The sequence below is a fragment of the Deltaproteobacteria bacterium HGW-Deltaproteobacteria-18 genome, from assembly GCA_002841885.1.
Classification (GTDB): Bacteria; Desulfobacterota; Desulfovibrionia; order Desulfovibrionales; family Desulfomicrobiaceae; genus Desulfomicrobium.
Map to the genome: position 1 here is coordinate 46,781 of PHBE01000021.1, position 14,871 is coordinate 61,651.

The 14,871-nt window shown below is 60.7% G+C and carries 14 protein-coding genes; 7 read left to right on the forward strand and 7 right to left on the reverse strand.

Features of this window, described 5'->3' with window-relative positions:
- Positions 1 to 22: 22 nt before the first annotated feature.
- Both CVU60_16145 and CVU60_16150 read right to left on the reverse strand, forming a co-directional pair.
- Positions 23 to 1,093, reverse strand: a complete 1,071-nt coding sequence (locus CVU60_16145; GenBank protein PKN40366.1) for a chemotaxis response regulator protein-glutamate methylesterase — start codon at positions 1,091 to 1,093, stop codon at positions 23 to 25.
- A gap of 93 nt (positions 1,094 to 1,186) precedes the next feature.
- Complete coding sequence (locus CVU60_16150) at positions 1,187 to 1,852, reverse strand: hypothetical protein (protein PKN40367.1); 666 nt, start codon at positions 1,850 to 1,852, stop codon at positions 1,187 to 1,189.
- 93 nt (positions 1,853 to 1,945) lie between these two features.
- Between CVU60_16150 and CVU60_16155 the strand changes: the two genes are divergently transcribed.
- Positions 1,946 to 2,482 carry a chemotaxis protein CheD gene (locus CVU60_16155; protein PKN40417.1) on the forward strand — a complete coding sequence of 179 codons (537 nt, stop codon included), beginning with the start codon at positions 1,946 to 1,948 and terminating at the stop codon, positions 2,480 to 2,482.
- 96 nt (positions 2,483 to 2,578) lie between these two features.
- On the opposite strand, the gene glpK is transcribed toward CVU60_16155, so the two are convergent.
- Genes glpK through CVU60_16180 form a run of 5 tightly spaced genes read right to left on the reverse strand, consistent with a single transcriptional unit; the run spans position 2,579 to position 9,464 of the window.
- Positions 2,579 to 4,090, reverse strand: a complete 1,512-nt coding sequence (gene glpK / locus CVU60_16160) for a glycerol kinase (protein PKN40368.1) — start codon at positions 4,088 to 4,090, stop codon at positions 2,579 to 2,581.
- 54 nt (positions 4,091 to 4,144) lie between these two features.
- Positions 4,145 to 4,975 (reverse strand): CoB--CoM heterodisulfide reductase, encoded by an 831-nt coding sequence (locus tag CVU60_16165; GenBank protein ID PKN40369.1) that lies wholly within the window; start codon positions 4,973 to 4,975, stop codon positions 4,145 to 4,147.
- Positions 4,972 to 6,579 carry a hypothetical protein gene (locus CVU60_16170; protein PKN40370.1) on the reverse strand — a complete coding sequence of 536 codons (1,608 nt, stop codon included), beginning with the start codon at positions 6,577 to 6,579 and terminating at the stop codon, positions 4,972 to 4,974. Before CVU60_16170 ends, CVU60_16165 begins: the two co-directional genes overlap by 4 nt.
- 21 nt (positions 6,580 to 6,600) lie before the next feature.
- Entirely contained in the window at positions 6,601 to 7,848 is a 1,248-nt protein-coding gene (gene glpB / locus CVU60_16175) for an anaerobic glycerol-3-phosphate dehydrogenase subunit B (protein PKN40371.1), read from the reverse strand.
- On the reverse strand, positions 7,845 to 9,464 hold the full coding sequence (locus CVU60_16180) for an anaerobic glycerol-3-phosphate dehydrogenase subunit A (GenBank protein PKN40418.1): 1,620 nt from the start codon (positions 9,462 to 9,464) through the stop codon (positions 7,845 to 7,847). Before CVU60_16180 ends, glpB begins: the two co-directional genes overlap by 4 nt.
- Before the next feature lie 249 nt (positions 9,465 to 9,713).
- Here CVU60_16180 and CVU60_16185 point away from each other — a divergent pair, with 249 nt between their 5' ends.
- The 6 genes from CVU60_16185 (at position 9,714) to CVU60_16210 (ending at position 14,835) form a co-directional block, all read left to right on the forward strand.
- On the forward strand, positions 9,714 to 10,541 hold the full coding sequence (locus CVU60_16185; GenBank protein PKN40372.1) for a DeoR family transcriptional regulator: 828 nt from the start codon (positions 9,714 to 9,716) through the stop codon (positions 10,539 to 10,541).
- Between the two features lie 138 nt (positions 10,542 to 10,679).
- On the forward strand, positions 10,680 to 11,783 hold the full coding sequence (locus CVU60_16190; protein PKN40373.1) for an ABC transporter: 1,104 nt from the start codon (positions 10,680 to 10,682) through the stop codon (positions 11,781 to 11,783).
- 10 nt (positions 11,784 to 11,793) lie between these two features.
- Positions 11,794 to 12,873, forward strand: a complete 1,080-nt coding sequence (locus CVU60_16195; GenBank protein ID PKN40374.1) for an ABC transporter ATP-binding protein — start codon at positions 11,794 to 11,796, stop codon at positions 12,871 to 12,873.
- A 9-nt stretch (positions 12,874 to 12,882) separates the two neighbouring features.
- The gene (locus CVU60_16200) at positions 12,883 to 13,752 is read left to right on the forward strand and encodes an ABC transporter permease (GenBank protein PKN40375.1); all 870 of its coding nucleotides are present in this window, start codon (positions 12,883 to 12,885) and stop codon (positions 13,750 to 13,752) included.
- Entirely contained in the window at positions 13,749 to 14,546 is a 798-nt protein-coding gene (locus CVU60_16205; protein ID PKN40376.1) for a carbohydrate ABC transporter permease, read from the forward strand. The genes CVU60_16200 and CVU60_16205 overlap by 4 nt, the downstream gene beginning before the upstream one ends.
- A 10-nt stretch (positions 14,547 to 14,556) precedes the next feature.
- On the forward strand, positions 14,557 to 14,835 hold the full coding sequence (locus tag CVU60_16210; protein PKN40377.1) for a hypothetical protein: 279 nt from the start codon (positions 14,557 to 14,559) through the stop codon (positions 14,833 to 14,835).
- The last annotated feature ends 36 nt before the right edge of the window (positions 14,836 to 14,871 follow it).

A 14,871-nucleotide genomic window follows, 5' to 3' on the forward strand; every position in this document is an offset into this window, starting at 1 on the left:
TACGTTTGTGCCGGTCCGGTGTTCAGGATCGGCACAACTGCAAAACCAGGGGGGCAATCTGGGTCAGTGGCACTATCTTGTCCACCCCGCCCAGCTTGATGGCCTCGCCGGGCATGCCGAAGACGACACAGGAATGCTCGTCCTGAGCCACGGTTACGGCTCCGGCCTGATGCATTTCGAGCATGGCCTTGGCGCCGTCGTCGCCCATGCCCGTCATGATCACTCCCACGGCGTTCTTGCCCGCATACCTTGCGGCCGAACGGAAAAGGACGTCCACTGAGGGGCGGTGCCGCGAGACCAGCGGCCCCTCCTTGACCTGTACGTAGTATCTGGCGCCGCTGCGTTTGAGCAGCATATGCAGATTGCCCGGAGCGATGAGGGCCTGGCCGCGCAGCACGGTATCGTTGTCGGTGGCTTCCTTGACCACGATGTCGCACAGGGAGTTCAGGCGCTGGGCAAAGGCTGCCGTGAATTTCTCGGGCATGTGCTGGACGATGACGATGCCAGGGCAATCCACCGGCATGGACTGCAGCAGGGTCAACAGGGCCTCGGTTCCGCCTGTCGAGGCACCGACCACGACAACCTTCTCCGTGGTCTGGATCATCGCGTTGGACGCGGCTTTGGGCAGCATGGCGTCGGCCGTCAGTTTCTGGCTGATCTTCAGGGTCCGGGGCACGTATTTCTGCACCTTGGCCTTGGCTGCGGCCTTGACCTCGTCGCAGAGCATGATCCGTGATTCCTCCATGAACTGCTTTGTACCCACCTTGGGCTTCTGAATGATGGATACGGCCCCGTATTCCAGGGCTTTCATGGTTGTTTCGGCGTTTTTTTCGGTCAGGGTGGAGCAGATGATGGTCGGGATGGGATGCTGGGTCATGATCTTCTTGAGGAACGTGATCCCGTCCATGCGCGGCATCTCCACATCCAGGGACAGGACGTCCGGCGTATGGTCGCGCATGATTTCGGCCGCCGCGAAAGGGTCTCCCGCCGCGCCGATGACCTCTATCTCCGGATCCGAAGCGTAGATGGAAGTGAGGGTCTGGCGGACCAGAGCCGAATCATCCACAATGAGGATGCGTATTTTATCTTTCATGCATGCGGACTCCTGATTTACACACAATAACGGGATTTTTTATCTATATACCGTTAAGATCAGAGAGTAAATCAGGAAATGAAAGCGCAGTGCCTAGACTGCTTGATAGAGTGCATGATCCAGATGACGAAAACCCGGCATGCGCGGCATGCGCGCCCCCAGGACCAGAATGCCTCCCGGGGTCAGATATTGCCGCAGCCGTCCGGCCAGGGCCAGCGCCAGGGCAGGATGAAAATGATGCAGCACCTGACGGCAGACGATGACATCCATCGGCTCGCGCAGGGAGAAGGATTCGAAAATGTCCTGACACCTGAAATTGACCATTTCGCGCACCCCGGGCTTCAGGCGCACCAGATCCTTGCCGGAATCGCGACTGCGCAGGAAATAGCGCCTGGCCATAACGGGCGGGACGCTGCGGACGCTGGCTGAAGGATACACGCCGCGTTTGGCCTGGTCCAGGTTGGCGGGCAGGAAGTCCGTGGCCAGAATGGAGAATTCGAGCCCGGAGTGCTCCTTGGCCTCTTCCAGCAGGGTGATGCACAAGCTGTAGGCGTCGAGCCCGCGATCACATCCGGCCACGAGGAACGAGCAAAGCGGAGATGACCCGTGGCGATGATGATCGGCCACGATTTCCGCCAGGAATTCAAACTGCCGGGCGTCGTGCAGAAAGCCGTGGTCCTTGCCCAATGCATCGACAAGATAAGGCAATTCCAGCCGCAGGCCTGAGCGAAAAGTGTTTTCTTCTGATGACATCTGCATGGAGAAAGGTTACTTTTACCTAGAACGTGGATGATGTTTCAACTTACACCCAAGGTTTACAAGTCGGCAATGCAAAGAATCGCAAAAAACAGGATGATCATCCCGGAACAGGCCATCAACGGCCTCGAAGATTGCCGGGAACTTCCTCATGACTACCTTTTGGTGGGTCAGGGAGGGATCTACAGCAGCCCGACTTTGGTACAGACGGTGCTCGGTTCGTGCGTTTCCGTGACAATGTACTGCGCAAAATATCGCTGGGGCGGAATTTTTCACGCGTTGTTGCCGCGCATCGAAGATTTTTCAGGGAGCAGGGCAACCGGGGATCAGTATCGCTACGTCGATTCATCCATCTGGAGTCTGCTCCGGGAATTCGCCAAATCGGGAATTTCAGCAAAAAGCCTCGAATGCAAGATTTTTGGCGGGGCCTCGCCGCTGCATCAGCACTGCGACACCTCCGCCGGAAACCGCAACGTCAAGGTCGCCATGGAAGTCCTGGCCGAGGAGGGCGTGACCGTCAGCGCCTCCAGCGTCGGCGGCAACGGCGGCCGCAAGCTTTTCTTCAGGACGGATACTGGCTTGGTGCTGCAGAAACGCTTCATCGTCACCGCCTGCAAGGAATGCAAGAGTTGATCGCGTAGGGGCAAAAAACATTTTGCCCTCCCCACGCGCCACCCACGCGCACCCGTGCGCCATTCCCAACGCCCCCCACACAGATCCCACAAAATCCTAGTCCACCCAGTCGAAGGTCCTGGTCACGGCCTTTTGCCATCCCGCAAAGAGTTCTGCGCGCTTTTCTTCAGCCATGTCCGGGATCCAGCGTTTGTCCTCTTCCCAGTTGTTATAGAGTTCCTCGCGTCCGGACCAGAAGCCCGAGGCGATTCCCGCCGCGTAGGCCGCACCAAGACAGGTGGTCTCGGCCACTTTGGGGCGGATGACCGGAACGTTCAGGATGTCGGCCTGGAACTGCATGAGCAGTTCGTTGTAGACCATGCCGCCGTCGGCCTTGAGCGTTTTCAACTCCACGCCGGAGTCCTTGTTCATGGCCAGGACGATGTCCTTGGCCTGGTAGGCGGTGGCCTCGAGCACGGCACGGGCGAAGTGGTTGCGGTTGATGTAACGGGTCAGGCCGACCATGACGCCGCGTGCGTCGGGTCGCCAGTAGGGGGCGTAGAGGCCGGAGAAGGCCGGGACAATGTACATGCCGCCCGTGTCTTCGACCTGTCTGGCCAGGGTCTCTATCTCCGGTGCCGAAGAGAACATCTGCAGGTTGTCGCGCAGCCACTGCACCAGCGCCCCGGCAATGGCGATGGACCCTTCCAGACAGTAGGATGGCTTGCGGCCGCTGAACTGGTAGGCCAGGGTGGTGATGAGCCCATGCTTGGACTGGATGGGCTCGTGGCCCGTGTGCATGAGCAGAAAGCAGCCCGTGCCGTAGGTGTTCTTGGCTTCGCCGGGGGCAAAACAGGTCTGGCCCACCAGGGCGGCCTGCTGGTCGCCGACGGCTCCGCAGACCGGCACGCGCGCGCCGATGGGACCGTCCTCGCTGGTGGGGCCCCAGGTGTCGCTGTCCGATGACGGCACGATGCGCGGCAGACCCTGCAGCGGGATGTCCATGATCCTGAGGATTTCCTCGTCCCAGGCCAGGGTTTTGAGATCCATGAGCATGGTCCGGCTGGCGTTGGTCACGTCGGTCACGTGCGCGCCTCCCTTGGGACCGCCGGTCAGCCACCAGATGATCCAGGTCTCGATGGTGCCGAAGAGGGCGTTGCCTTTGCCTGCGGCGGCACGGGCCTCGGGTACGTTGTCCAGGATCCAGCGCATCTTGGGGCCTGAAAAATAGGTCGCAACCGGCAGCCCGGTCACGGCCCTGAAACGGTCCTGGCCGCCGTCGGCGATGAGCTGCTTGCAGATTTCGTGGGTACGGGTGCACTGCCAGACGATGGCGTTGTAGTAGGGTTTGCCGGTGAAGCGGTCCCAGACCACCGTGGTCTCGCGCTGGTTGGTGATGCCGATGGACGATAGCTCCGAGCCCTTGATCCCGGATTTTGCCAAGGCCCCCCGGATGACGTCCTGGGTGTTGTTCCAGATCTCCATGGGATCGTGTTCGACCCAGCCGGGCTTCGGATAGATCTGCTCGTGCTCCTTCTGGTCCATGCCGACGATACGGCCGCGTTCGTCAAAGATGATGAAGCGGCTGCTGGTGGTTCCCTGATCGACTGCGCCTACGTAGCGGGCCATGTGCTCTCCTCCTGCTCTGGTGTTTCGTTCGTCCTACAGAATTTTCATGTGTTCTCAAACCACGAAGCGGGCCAGCAGGTCGCCGGGTTTGATGCCAAGCTCGTCCGGGTCAAGCCCCAGGGCCAGGCCCAGAATCCGGGAATAGAGGACGGCCGGGATGGTCTGGGGGCTTTTCCGGTTCTCGTTCCCGAACTGCAGCTGGCAATAGGTGCAGGCCGTGGCCAGCAAGTCCGCGCCGGCTGATTTCGCGTCGGCCATTTTTTTCGCCACAAGCAGATCCGCGATGGTCTCGTCACGGCCGCGAAGTGGATAGCCGCAGCACTCAAGGCGCAGATCCCAGGGTAGGGGAGAGGCGCCGGTGGCGGCAACCAGACGTTCGAAGATAGTCGGTGCCAGAGGATCGTCGAAATGGGTGATATTTTCGGGGCGCAGGGCATGGCAGCCGTAATGGCAGGCGACTTTCAGACCTGTGAGCGGGCGGCTCACGGCGCTCGTCACGCCGCCGGGATAGTCATCGAGAACCTGCAGAAAATGCCGGACCCGGACCTTTCCGGGAAAATCGAGCCCGTCTTCACGTAGCAAATCCTTCATGCGACACTTTAACTTTTCATCATTGTCGACCTGATGCCGTGCGTGCTGAAGATTGCCAAAGCAGCATTTGCAGGGCGTCATGAGCTCAAGGCCGAGACTTTGCGCCAGGGCCAGGTTGCGCAGGGCGGAATAGACCGAAGCGTCCCGGCTCTCGTGGCGCACGGGATAGCCGCAGCAGTTGAACTCGGGTTTGACCAGCTCAATTCCAAGGCGGGCACAGACGGCCTCAACGCTCTGGCCATGCATCGGCAGATGATGGGCGATCTTACAGCCCGGAAAGTAGGCGTATTTCATGTCCGGCCCTCTTTTTTGCGCAGGGTTTCCGCGCCCAGTTGCCGCAGTTCGTACAGGATGTCGGCTACGGGGACGCCCTGGGGGCAGTGCTCCTGGCATTTGTAGCAGGTGGTGCAGCTCCAGACCATGCGGGCGCCAAGAGTCTGGGCTTTTAGGCCCATGCGCAGGAGGTTCATGATCTGCTGCGGAGCGAGGTCCAGATCCCTGGAGGGGTCTTCGCTGACCGCAACCACGGGACAGACGCCCGTGCAGGTTGTGCACTGTACGCAACCCCAGAATGATTCGGCCCGATCAGCAAGGCCTGCCCCCGTGCCGCCGACCCTGCCCAGATCCCTTGAGGCCAGCTCCTTGGCCCATTCTCCGGCAGTGCGCTTGCGCATCTCTCCGTCCACTCCGGCTCGGCCGGCCTCTGTCAGAGCCTTTTTCGAGGCAATCCACAGATCCTGAAGATCGATGCCGGCGGAGCAGACCTGCGTGCAGCGCAGGCATTCGGTGCAGATGTGGCTTCCTTCAACCAGCGTGGCGGTACGGATCGGCGAGAGCCTGTCGTCCAGATGACTGCACAGATCGGCCAGCTTGTCCATGGGCAGGATGTCCGGATTGCCAAGCACCCTGTGCGCGGGAGCCACGCTGCAGTGCAGGCTGCATTGCCCGCAGCGGGTGCAGGCGTCCAGGGCCAGTCCCCGGGCAAGAGGGCGTGGCGGCGTGCCTGCTTCGCTGTCCCGTGATCCGGCGCGCATGAGCAGATTGATGCCGGTCGCGGCCGGATGAAAGAATTTGCCCCAGGGCAGAAGGCCAAGGCCCAGAAAGGCCAGGCCGACATGCACATACCAGAACAAGTCGCGTCCCTGATCGGCAATATGCAGGGAGGCGGGCACCAGCGCGGTCATGGAGCGCGAAACGAAGGCCGATGACGTGGGGGAATGGCAACCGGCACAGCGGTCCTCGTGAAGCTGGGCGCCAAGTTCAAGCAATTCCGGGGCCGACGGAAGAAACTGGCTGAAGCGCACCCCGTTTTCCCTGGCCCAATAGGCCTTGAGGGAGATCAGTTCCTCGGGCTCGGCCTCGACAAAATAATCGTCCGCCATGCGTTTGAAATCCCCGGCGGACATGATCTTGAACGATTCCAGAAAAAAGCCGGAGAGGAGCACGCCAAGGACCACGGCGAGAAGGGCCCAATCCTGCAGGTTGCTGAATTTTTTGAGCTTTGTGCAGCGATTCAGGAGCAAAATCGTCAAGCCGAGTACGGAGATCAGGCCGAAAAGATTGCGCAGGAATTGCCAGGGATCGAGGGTTGGCTCGTACCCGGAAAAGAGGGGACGGGTCACGACCCCGTCCATGGCATGCAGAACGATGAGAGGCACAAAGCCAAGGATCAGGAGCATGTGACCGGTCCAGCGCAAGGGACTCTGGCGCAGGGTGCGGCGCAAAAGGACAAGGTCTGCCATTCCGCCACGGAGCACGCCAAGCATGCCAGGGCGCGGCTTGCCTTGCTCCGGCCGTCCCATGGCGGCCCCGTGTCTGAACCATCCCCGCATCCGCCGAAGAGCGCCCATGAGGGCGCAGGCAAGGGCAAGGGCGAGACCGATGGAAAAAAAGTCCATGCAGGCTCCCGTGGCTGGAAATTACAAGGAGGATACCGCCTTGTAGGCGGTGGCGATGGCCAAACCGGCTCCGCACTTCATGCGCATCCAGTCCTGATGGGCCAGGATCGCTCCTGCGGCATGCAGGCGGGGATGAAAGACCCGGCCCTGCGCATCCAATGGCCGCAAGTTTTGATCAGTCTCTATTCCGGCCTGATTGATCTCGTGTCCTTTCGGGTCGAAAAACTCGGGGCGATGCCACAGGCTCCGGTTGTCTGGCTGGCAGACGGGCAGATCGAAGACCGACTCATGAATGCGGTGACGGTCCGCCCTCAAGCCTTTACCGAAGAAACGCCCACTGGCAAGAATCGCGTTGTGTGCGAAAAGTTCAACGGACGTCGAACCGCTTCCGGCGGTAAAATGAAATCCTTCGTCGGAACATGCAGCTTTCGTGATCATTTTCTGCGTATATGTGCGCACTCCGAGGGCCGGAAGGCCACGATCGCAGGCGGCGCGCAGCCGGGGACCGGCGATGGAAGGAGGCAGGGTGGGGATTTCAAAGACCGGTCTGCCAAGCAGCTCTTCCATGTGCCGCAGCACGGCAACGGTGTCGGTCATGCCAAGAATGGCCGGAAAGCCTATGTATTGCGCGTCCGCAATGAGCGGTGCGACGGTCTGGGCCAGCTCCGACCGGCGTGCCGGGTCGGCCATGCTCCAGGCCATGTGTTCGGGATAGAGTTCACCGCTCATGCCGGGAAATTTTACCCGCGTCACGTTGAGAGCCGGCCAGGAATCTTTCCGCACCTGTGCGATCTGCTTTGCGCTCAGGCCTTTGAGCCCGTGAAAATCGACAATCAGCGTGGGCGCCTTCATTTCCCAGGCCTCGACCCCGTTCCAGGCCGTGCAGGGCAGCAGATAGGTTGGCTTCATGGTTCCGGCGGCGGTCAGGGTCAGGGTGTTCTTCCCGGCGCGGCCCCGATAGCAAAGCCCGTGTTCGCCAAGAAAAGTGGTGAAGTCCTCCAGTGCCCGGCAAATCTCCGCGTCGCTCACCCGGCAGTACGGGTGGTCCGGAAGATCACGGCGCAGTGCGGCCAGTGCGGCAAAGGGATCCTCCCAGACTTTTTGCTCTTCGGTGGGATGCACGGCCAAAAGATCGATGAACCCGGTACTGAAGTCAATGCCGCCCGTGGCTCCTGTCTGGGCCACGGACAGTCCTCGTCTGGCGGCGAAAAGCGCTGCGGCCATCCCGGCAAAACCCGAGCCGATGACCATGACATCATACGTTTTCATGACTGTTCCTTGAAGGCCGGGGCAGGGCATTTTTCGCTATCCTCGTCCCTGGTCGAAGGGGCGGGTCCGAACTCCAGGTCCATGGCCCCGCAATGCAGGGCCTCCTGCAGGTCGGCCTGCATGAGTGGCACGCCCCAGAGTATCGGTGAAAAACCTCTCCAGCGGCGCTCGGTGAAGGTCTTGAGCTCCGCCAGCCCCTGGGTTCCGGTGGAGATTTCGCGGTCATAAAGATGGCCGGTTATGCGCGGTCCGCAAAAACCGCCCTGGCACGGACCCTTGCCGACCCGGCTGCGCATGCCGATGGCCTTGAGCATGGAGCGGCCGCGCATGTCCTTGGCCTCGTCCACGATGGCATCGATGACGCTGCGCGAGATCATCTCGCATTCGCACAATACGATGTCGTCTTCGGCGCGGCTCTCCACCCAGCTCTTTGGACCCCGCCCGGGCTCGGTCCATTTGCCCATGCTGGAAGGCGGCAATGGTTCCGTGCGGGTCCGGCAACGCGCAAAAACCCCTAGTTTCGCACAGGCCAGATCCGCCGCTTTTTCGGCCATGAGCCGATACGTGGTGAGCTTGCCGCCAGTGATGGTCATGAAATTTTCAACGCCCTCGCCTGCATGGTCGATGAGCGAGAAGCCCCGGCTGACCGCACGGTCATCACCGGCCGGACCCATGGAGACAAGCGGCCGCACCCCGGCGTAGGCCCGGATGTAGCGGGTGCGGTCCAGGATGGGCAGCATGGCGCGGGCGTCGTCGATGATGCGGTCCGTTTCCGCCACGCTTGGCCTGCATCCATCGGGCGTGGGCACGCGGATGGAGGTGGTGCCGAGGATGGACACGGTCCCGCCGGGCACGAGGATGTCCGCGTCGGAAGGGGGGCGCAGCCGGTTGATGACCCGGGTGGCGATGCGGTCCTGGGTGATGATGAGGCTGCCCATGGAATAGAGGATGTTGATGTGCGCACCGGCCAGGGCCGCGATCCGTCCGGCCCAGGCCCCCGAGGCGTTGATCACCAGTTCGGCCTCGATCAGGACTTCGCCGCCGGTGGTTATGTCCCGGCATCGCACCAGGGTGACACGGTTGTCCGTCACTTCCATGGAGACGGCGGCGAGATTGCGGCGCATGGTGCAGCCCAGACTCAAGGCCTGGGAGATGTTGTCGAGGGAGAGCATGAACGGATCCACCGCGCCGTCCTGCACCGCGAAGGCGGCGATGAGATTCTCCGACAGGGCGGGCTCCATGACACGGGCGGTACGCAGCTCAAGGCCCTGGCAGGGAATGCCGCTTTTGGCGCAGAGAGCCGGAAAATCGGAGGCATAGCGCTCGTTGTCTCCGCGCACGGCCACGAAAAGTCCGCCCGTGTCCTCGATGCATTGCGGCGCAAGCCGACGCAGGATGTCGCCTTCCTCCCTGCATTCCACTGCGGCCTCGACATCGGAAGCCACATAGCGCGCGCCGCTGTGCAGCAGTCCGTGGTTTCCGCCGGACGCACCGGAATTGACGTCGTGCTGTTCGATCAGAAGAGCCTGCACGCCGCGCAGGGCCAGATCACGCAGCAATCCCGCGCCAGTGACACCGGCGCCGATGATGAGAACCCGGGTTGTGAGAATGGTCATGAATGTCCTTGCAAAATCAAGAAAACCGAAAAGGAACGAAAGAACAATATGTTCCGTGCGCACGATCGCCTTGCAGCCCGAGACGGGTGAAATCATGCTGGCAATGAGAAACAAGCCATGTTAACAGCTTTCGCGGAGCATGCCGCCTTCTGGGGAGATTTTCTAGCATGAGCCGTTGCATTCTGCCAGATTTTTTTTCTTAAAACGACACTTCACGTAGTTTTTTTTTCGAAAACGAAAGGAGAATTTATGCATGACGCTCCTGCCGGCAAAGCCGACGGTCAGGACACGGGAGCCAGGCACGTCACGGTCCGTCAACGCCATGCCGAAATGATCCGCATGGTCCGGGAGACGGGATTCGCCACCATCCAGTCCCTGGCCGATCATTTCGGCATCACTCCCCAATCCGTACGCCGGGACATCAACACCCTGAACGCCAAGGGTCTCCTGCAACGCTATCACGGGGGGGCGGGGCCATGCCTGAGCACGGAAAACCTGGACTATCTGGACCGCAAGGTGCTCTGCCTGTCCGAAAAAAGAGTCATCGGGCAAATGGTGGCCCAGGCCATCCCCAACAAATCTTCGCTTTTCATCAACATCGGCACCACCACCGAAGAGGTGGCCAGGGCCCTGGGCGGACACAAGAATCTGCGGGTCATCACCAACAGCCTCAATGTCGCCTCCATCCTGACCGGAAACCCGGAGGTGGAGATCATCGTGGCCGGCGGCCTGATCCGTCATCACGACGGGGGCATCGTCGGTGAGGCGGCCATAGATTTCATCCGCCAGTTCAAGGTCGATTTCGGCATCATCGGCATCAGCGGCATCGACATGGACGGCACTCTGCTCGACTTCGACTACCGGGAAGTGCGCGCCGCCAGAGCCATCATGGATAATTCCAGGCAGGTTTTCCTGGTCACCGACCACACCAAGTTCGGGCGCAACGCCATGGTGCGCCTGGGCAACATCGAGGAAATCGACGTCCTGTTCACGGACAAGACGCCGCCGGCAAGCGTTCTCGATCAGATGAAACGCGGGAACGTGAAACTGCACGTCGATGAAGGGCCGGAAAACTGAACGTTTACGAACAAAATAGGTTGGCTGACCAATTTTCTTTTTCAGTTGAGAAAAAAAAATTCGTCTGTTATGGGCTCTTGAACACGATCCGGCCCTCATCCAGAAACCGGACTTCATATCCTGCCACGGAGGAGCCGCATGGGGCTTCAGCTTGATTCCATTGACAGAATTGTGGACGGCGAAATGCACCTCAAAGACATTTCGCTCAATTTCGAAACTGGCCAGCGCTATGTGCTGCTGGGCCGCACCCAGGCCGGCAAGACCTCACTCCTGCGCATCATGGCCGGGCTTGACCGCCCGTCCAAAGGCAAGGTCCTGGCCGACGGCAAGGACGTGACCGGCGTGTCCGTGCGCCGTCGCAGCATTGCCATGGTCTATCAGCAGTTCATCAACTATCCATCCCAGACGATCTTCGAAAACATCGCCTCGCCCCTGCGCATCGCGGGGACGCCCAAGGCCGAGATCGAGCGGCGGGTCATGGAGACAGCCCGGATGTTGCATCTGGACCCACTGCTTTCGCGACTGCCGGCCGAGCTTTCCGGCGGTCAGCAGCAGCGCACGGCCATTGCCCGGGCCCTGGTCAAGGAGGCCCAGCTTCTGCTCCTCGATGAACCCCTGGTCAATCTGGACTACAAGCTGCGCGAGGAACTGCGCGACGAGCTGCAACAGATCTTCGGCGAGCGCGAGTCCATCGTGGTCTACACCACTACCGAACCCACCGAGGCCCTCATGCTCGGCGGCAACATCATCATCATGCACGAGGGCAGGGTGCTGCAGACCGGCCCCACGGCCGACGTGTACCATCACCCGGCCACGACGCAGGTCGCCGAAGTCTTCAGCGATCCGCCCATTAATTTCATCACCGCCGAGGTCGATGAGCACAAGGCGCATCTGCGCATCGGCATCGATCTGCCCCTGACCGGCCATCTGTGCGGCCTGCCACCGGGCGTCTACAAGTTCGGCATCCGTTCGCATCACTTCAACCTGAATCGCAAGACCAGTGAAGATGTGGAGATCCGTACCGTTGTCGAACTGGCCGAAATCAACGGCTCCGAAACCTTCGTGCATTTTCACTACCGCAACAGGTCTCTGGTCCTGCAGGAGCAGGGGGTGAGATCCTACAAGGTCGGGCAGGAGATTTCGGTCTTCGTGCGTCCTTGCGATGTCTACGTGTTCGGTGAGGACGACCGTCTGGTCAAGGCACCGGCATGTCCCGCCACTTGCGTCCAAAGCGCCAACTAAAGGATTTTTCATGGCCAAAATCGAACTTGAGAACATCGCCCACAGCTACCGGTCCAAACCCGCAAGCGATGACGATTTCGCACTCAAGAAAGTGCACACGGTCTGGGAAGACGGCGGCGCCTACGCGCTTCTGGGGTCCAGTGGCTGCGGCAAGACCACCATGCTCAACATCATCTCGGGCCTTCTGACCCCAAGTCAGGGCCGCGTGCTCTTCGACGGCCAGGATGTAACCAAGCTGCCGCCGGAAAAACGCAACATTGCGCAGGTTTTTCAGTTCCCGGTGCTCTACGACACCATGACGGTTTTCGACAATCTGGCCTTCCCGCTGCGCAACCGCAAGGTGGAGGAGGGCGAGGTGCGCTCGCGGGTGCATGAGATCGCGGAAATCCTGGACCTGAGTCCCTATCTCAACAAGCGCGCCAGCGGCCTGGCCGCGGACGCCAAACAGAAGATTTCGCTGGGCCGGGGGCTGGTGCGCAAGGACGTGGCCGCCATTCTTTTTGACGAGCCACTGACCGTCATCGACCCGCACCTCAAATGGCAGTTGCGCCGCAAGTTGAAGGAAATCCACCAGCAGTTCGGCCTGACCCTCATCTACGTGACCCACGATCAGACCGAGGCCATGACCTTCGCCGACAAGATCGTCATCATGTACGACGGCGCGCTGCTGCAGATAGGTTCGCCGGATGAACTCTTCGAAGACCCGGCGCACACCTTTGTCGGGTATTTCATCGGCAGCCCGGGCATGAACCTCCTGCCGTGTAAGGTGGACGGGAACCAGGCCGTGCTCGATTGCGGCAGCATTCCACTTGATCCGGCCGTGGCCGCGAGGGCAGGGCAGGGCGAATTCAAGATTGGCATCCGTCCGCTGTACCTTGAGCTCTCGGACGAACCACGTGACGGAGCCGTGGCCGGACGCATCGTCTCCGTCGAGTTCGAAGGCAGCAGCCGCATCGTGACTGTGGAATCGGGTTCGGCCAAACTCAAGGTCAGGGTGCCCGAGGGACGTCCCATCCCGGCCGACAGCTGCTGGGTTTTCTTTCCGCCTCGGCGGACCAAGCTTTTTCGCGACCAGTTTCTGGTCAAGTAGGAGGTGGGCGTGGAAAAATGGGAGAACAACAGGGCCTGGTTTCTTATCCTGCCCGTCTTTGTCATCGTGGCCTTCAGCGCCATCATCCCGCTTATGACCGTGGTCAACTACTCGGTCCAGGACATCCTGGGCCCGGGGCAAAGCATTTTTGTCGGCACGGAATGGTTTCGCGAGATGCTGACCAATTCCCGCCTGCATGATGCGCTCGTGAAGCAGCTCATCTTTTCCGGCCTGGTGCTCCTGATCGAGATTCCGCTCGGCATCGCCATCGCCCTGACCATGCCCCACAAGGGCTGGACCGCTTCGGCCTGTCTGGTGCTCCTGGCCTTGCCGCTGCTCATCCCCTGGAACGTCATCGGAACCATCTGGATCATTTTCACCCGGCCCGACATCGGCCTCTTCGGAGCGGCCATCAACAGCCTGGGCCTGGGTTTCGATCATACCGCCAACCCCCTGCATGCCTGGATCACGGTCATGCTCATGGAGGTCTGGCACTGGACGCCGCTGGTGGTCCTGCTGGCCTACGCGGGCCTGCGCTCCATCCCCGACGCCTACTATCAGGCCGCCAAGATCGACGGAGCCAGCCGCTGGGCCGTGTTCCGCTACATCCAGCTCCCGAAGATGCGCGGAGTGCTGACCATCGCGGTGCTGCTCAGATTCATGGACAGCTTCCTCATCTATGCCGAGCCCTTCGTGCTGACCGGAGGAGGCCCCGGCAACGCCACGACCTTCCTGTCCATCTATCTGGTCAAGCTCTCTACGGCCATGGACCTTGGGCCCGCCGCGGCCTTCTCCATCATCTACTTCCTCATCGTCCTGCTGTTCTGCTGGCTTTTCTATCAGGCTCTGCAGGCCGTGGGCACGGGGGACAAGTCATGAGAAAACGTCATTTCATCCTGGTTTTCTATCTCGTCCTGCTGCTGCTTCCCATATATTGGATGCTGAACATGTCCCTGCGCACCAACGCGGACATCATGCGCTCGTTCGAACTCTTCCCGAGTTCCATGACCCTGGACAATTATGCCAAGATCTTCTCGGATCCGTCCTGGTATTCGGGCTATATCAACACAATGATCTACGTCAGCATCAACACGGTCATCTCGTTGGTCACGGCGCTGCCTGCAGCCTATGCCTTCTCGCGCTTCCGCTTCATCGGCGACAAGCACGTCTTCTTCTGGCTGCTGACCAACCGCATGGCGCCACCGGCCGTTTTCCTGCTGCCATTCTTTCAGCTCTATTCGACCTTCAATCTCATCGACACGCACATCGCAGTGGCCCTGGCGCACTGTCTGTTCAACGTACCGCTGGCGGTCTGGATCCTGGAAGGCTTCATGTCCGGGGTGCCGCGCGAGATCGACGAGACGGCCTTCATCGACGGGTACAGCTTCCCGCGCTTTTTCCTGGCCGTCTTCATCCCGCTCATCCGGGCGGGCATCGGCGTCACGGCGTTTTTCTGCTTCATGTTCAGCTGGGTCGAGCTGCTTCTGGCCCGCACCCTGACCACCACCGTGGCCAAACCCATCGCCGCGACCATGACCCGCACGGTCAGCGCCTCAGGCCTTGACTGGGGCCTGCTGGCCGCGGCCGGCATCCTGACCATCGTGCCGGGCGCACTGGTCATCTGGTTTGTACGCAACCATCTGGCCAAGGGCTTCGCCCTGGGCCGGGTTTAGGAGGGCTGCCATGAATATCGCCTGGATGGCCTGGACGCCTGTCACGGCAGGTTTTTTCACGTTCATCGTGCTCATGCTCATCTGCATGACCATCTGGCAGATCATCTCTCCGAGCATTGCCCGCCGGGGATTCCTGCCCATCGTCACCACCCGTGGAGACCGTCTGTTCATAAGCCTTCTGGGCAGCGCATACATCCATCTGGCCTGGCTTGGCCTGACGGATCTGGCTGTCTGGATCGCTACCATGATATCCGTTCTTTTTCTTGTCACCGTCATGCGCTGGGGTTGAGATCAGGACACCGCGCGGTGCAGGGAGCGAGGCGGA

Bases quoted from the DNA above. Each gene is read 5' to 3' on its own strand.
- CVU60_16145 (PKN40366.1), bottom strand. From the start codon at position 1,093: ATGAAAGATAAAATACGCATCCTCATTGTGGATGATTCGGCTCTGGTC.
- CVU60_16150 (PKN40367.1), bottom strand. From the start codon at position 1,852: ATGCAGATGTCATCAGAAGAAAACACTTTTCGCTCAGGCCTGCGGCTG.
- CVU60_16155 (PKN40417.1), top strand. From the start codon at position 1,946: ATGATCATCCCGGAACAGGCCATCAACGGCCTCGAAGATTGCCGGGAA.
- glpK (PKN40368.1), bottom strand. From the start codon at position 4,090: ATGGCCCGCTACGTAGGCGCAGTCGATCAGGGAACCACCAGCAGCCGC.
- CVU60_16165 (PKN40369.1), bottom strand. From the start codon at position 4,975: ATGAAATACGCCTACTTTCCGGGCTGTAAGATCGCCCATCATCTGCCG.
- CVU60_16170 (PKN40370.1), bottom strand. From the start codon at position 6,579: ATGGACTTTTTTTCCATCGGTCTCGCCCTTGCCCTTGCCTGCGCCCTC.
- glpB (PKN40371.1), bottom strand. From the start codon at position 7,848: ATGAAAACGTATGATGTCATGGTCATCGGCTCGGGTTTTGCCGGGATG.
- CVU60_16180 (PKN40418.1), bottom strand. From the start codon at position 9,464: ATGACCATTCTCACAACCCGGGTTCTCATCATCGGCGCCGGTGTCACT.
- CVU60_16185 (PKN40372.1), top strand. From the start codon at position 9,714: ATGCATGACGCTCCTGCCGGCAAAGCCGACGGTCAGGACACGGGAGCC.
- CVU60_16190 (PKN40373.1), top strand. From the start codon at position 10,680: ATGGGGCTTCAGCTTGATTCCATTGACAGAATTGTGGACGGCGAAATG.
- CVU60_16195 (PKN40374.1), top strand. From the start codon at position 11,794: ATGGCCAAAATCGAACTTGAGAACATCGCCCACAGCTACCGGTCCAAA.
- CVU60_16205 (PKN40376.1), top strand. From the start codon at position 13,749: ATGAGAAAACGTCATTTCATCCTGGTTTTCTATCTCGTCCTGCTGCTG.
- CVU60_16210 (PKN40377.1), top strand. From the start codon at position 14,557: ATGAATATCGCCTGGATGGCCTGGACGCCTGTCACGGCAGGTTTTTTC.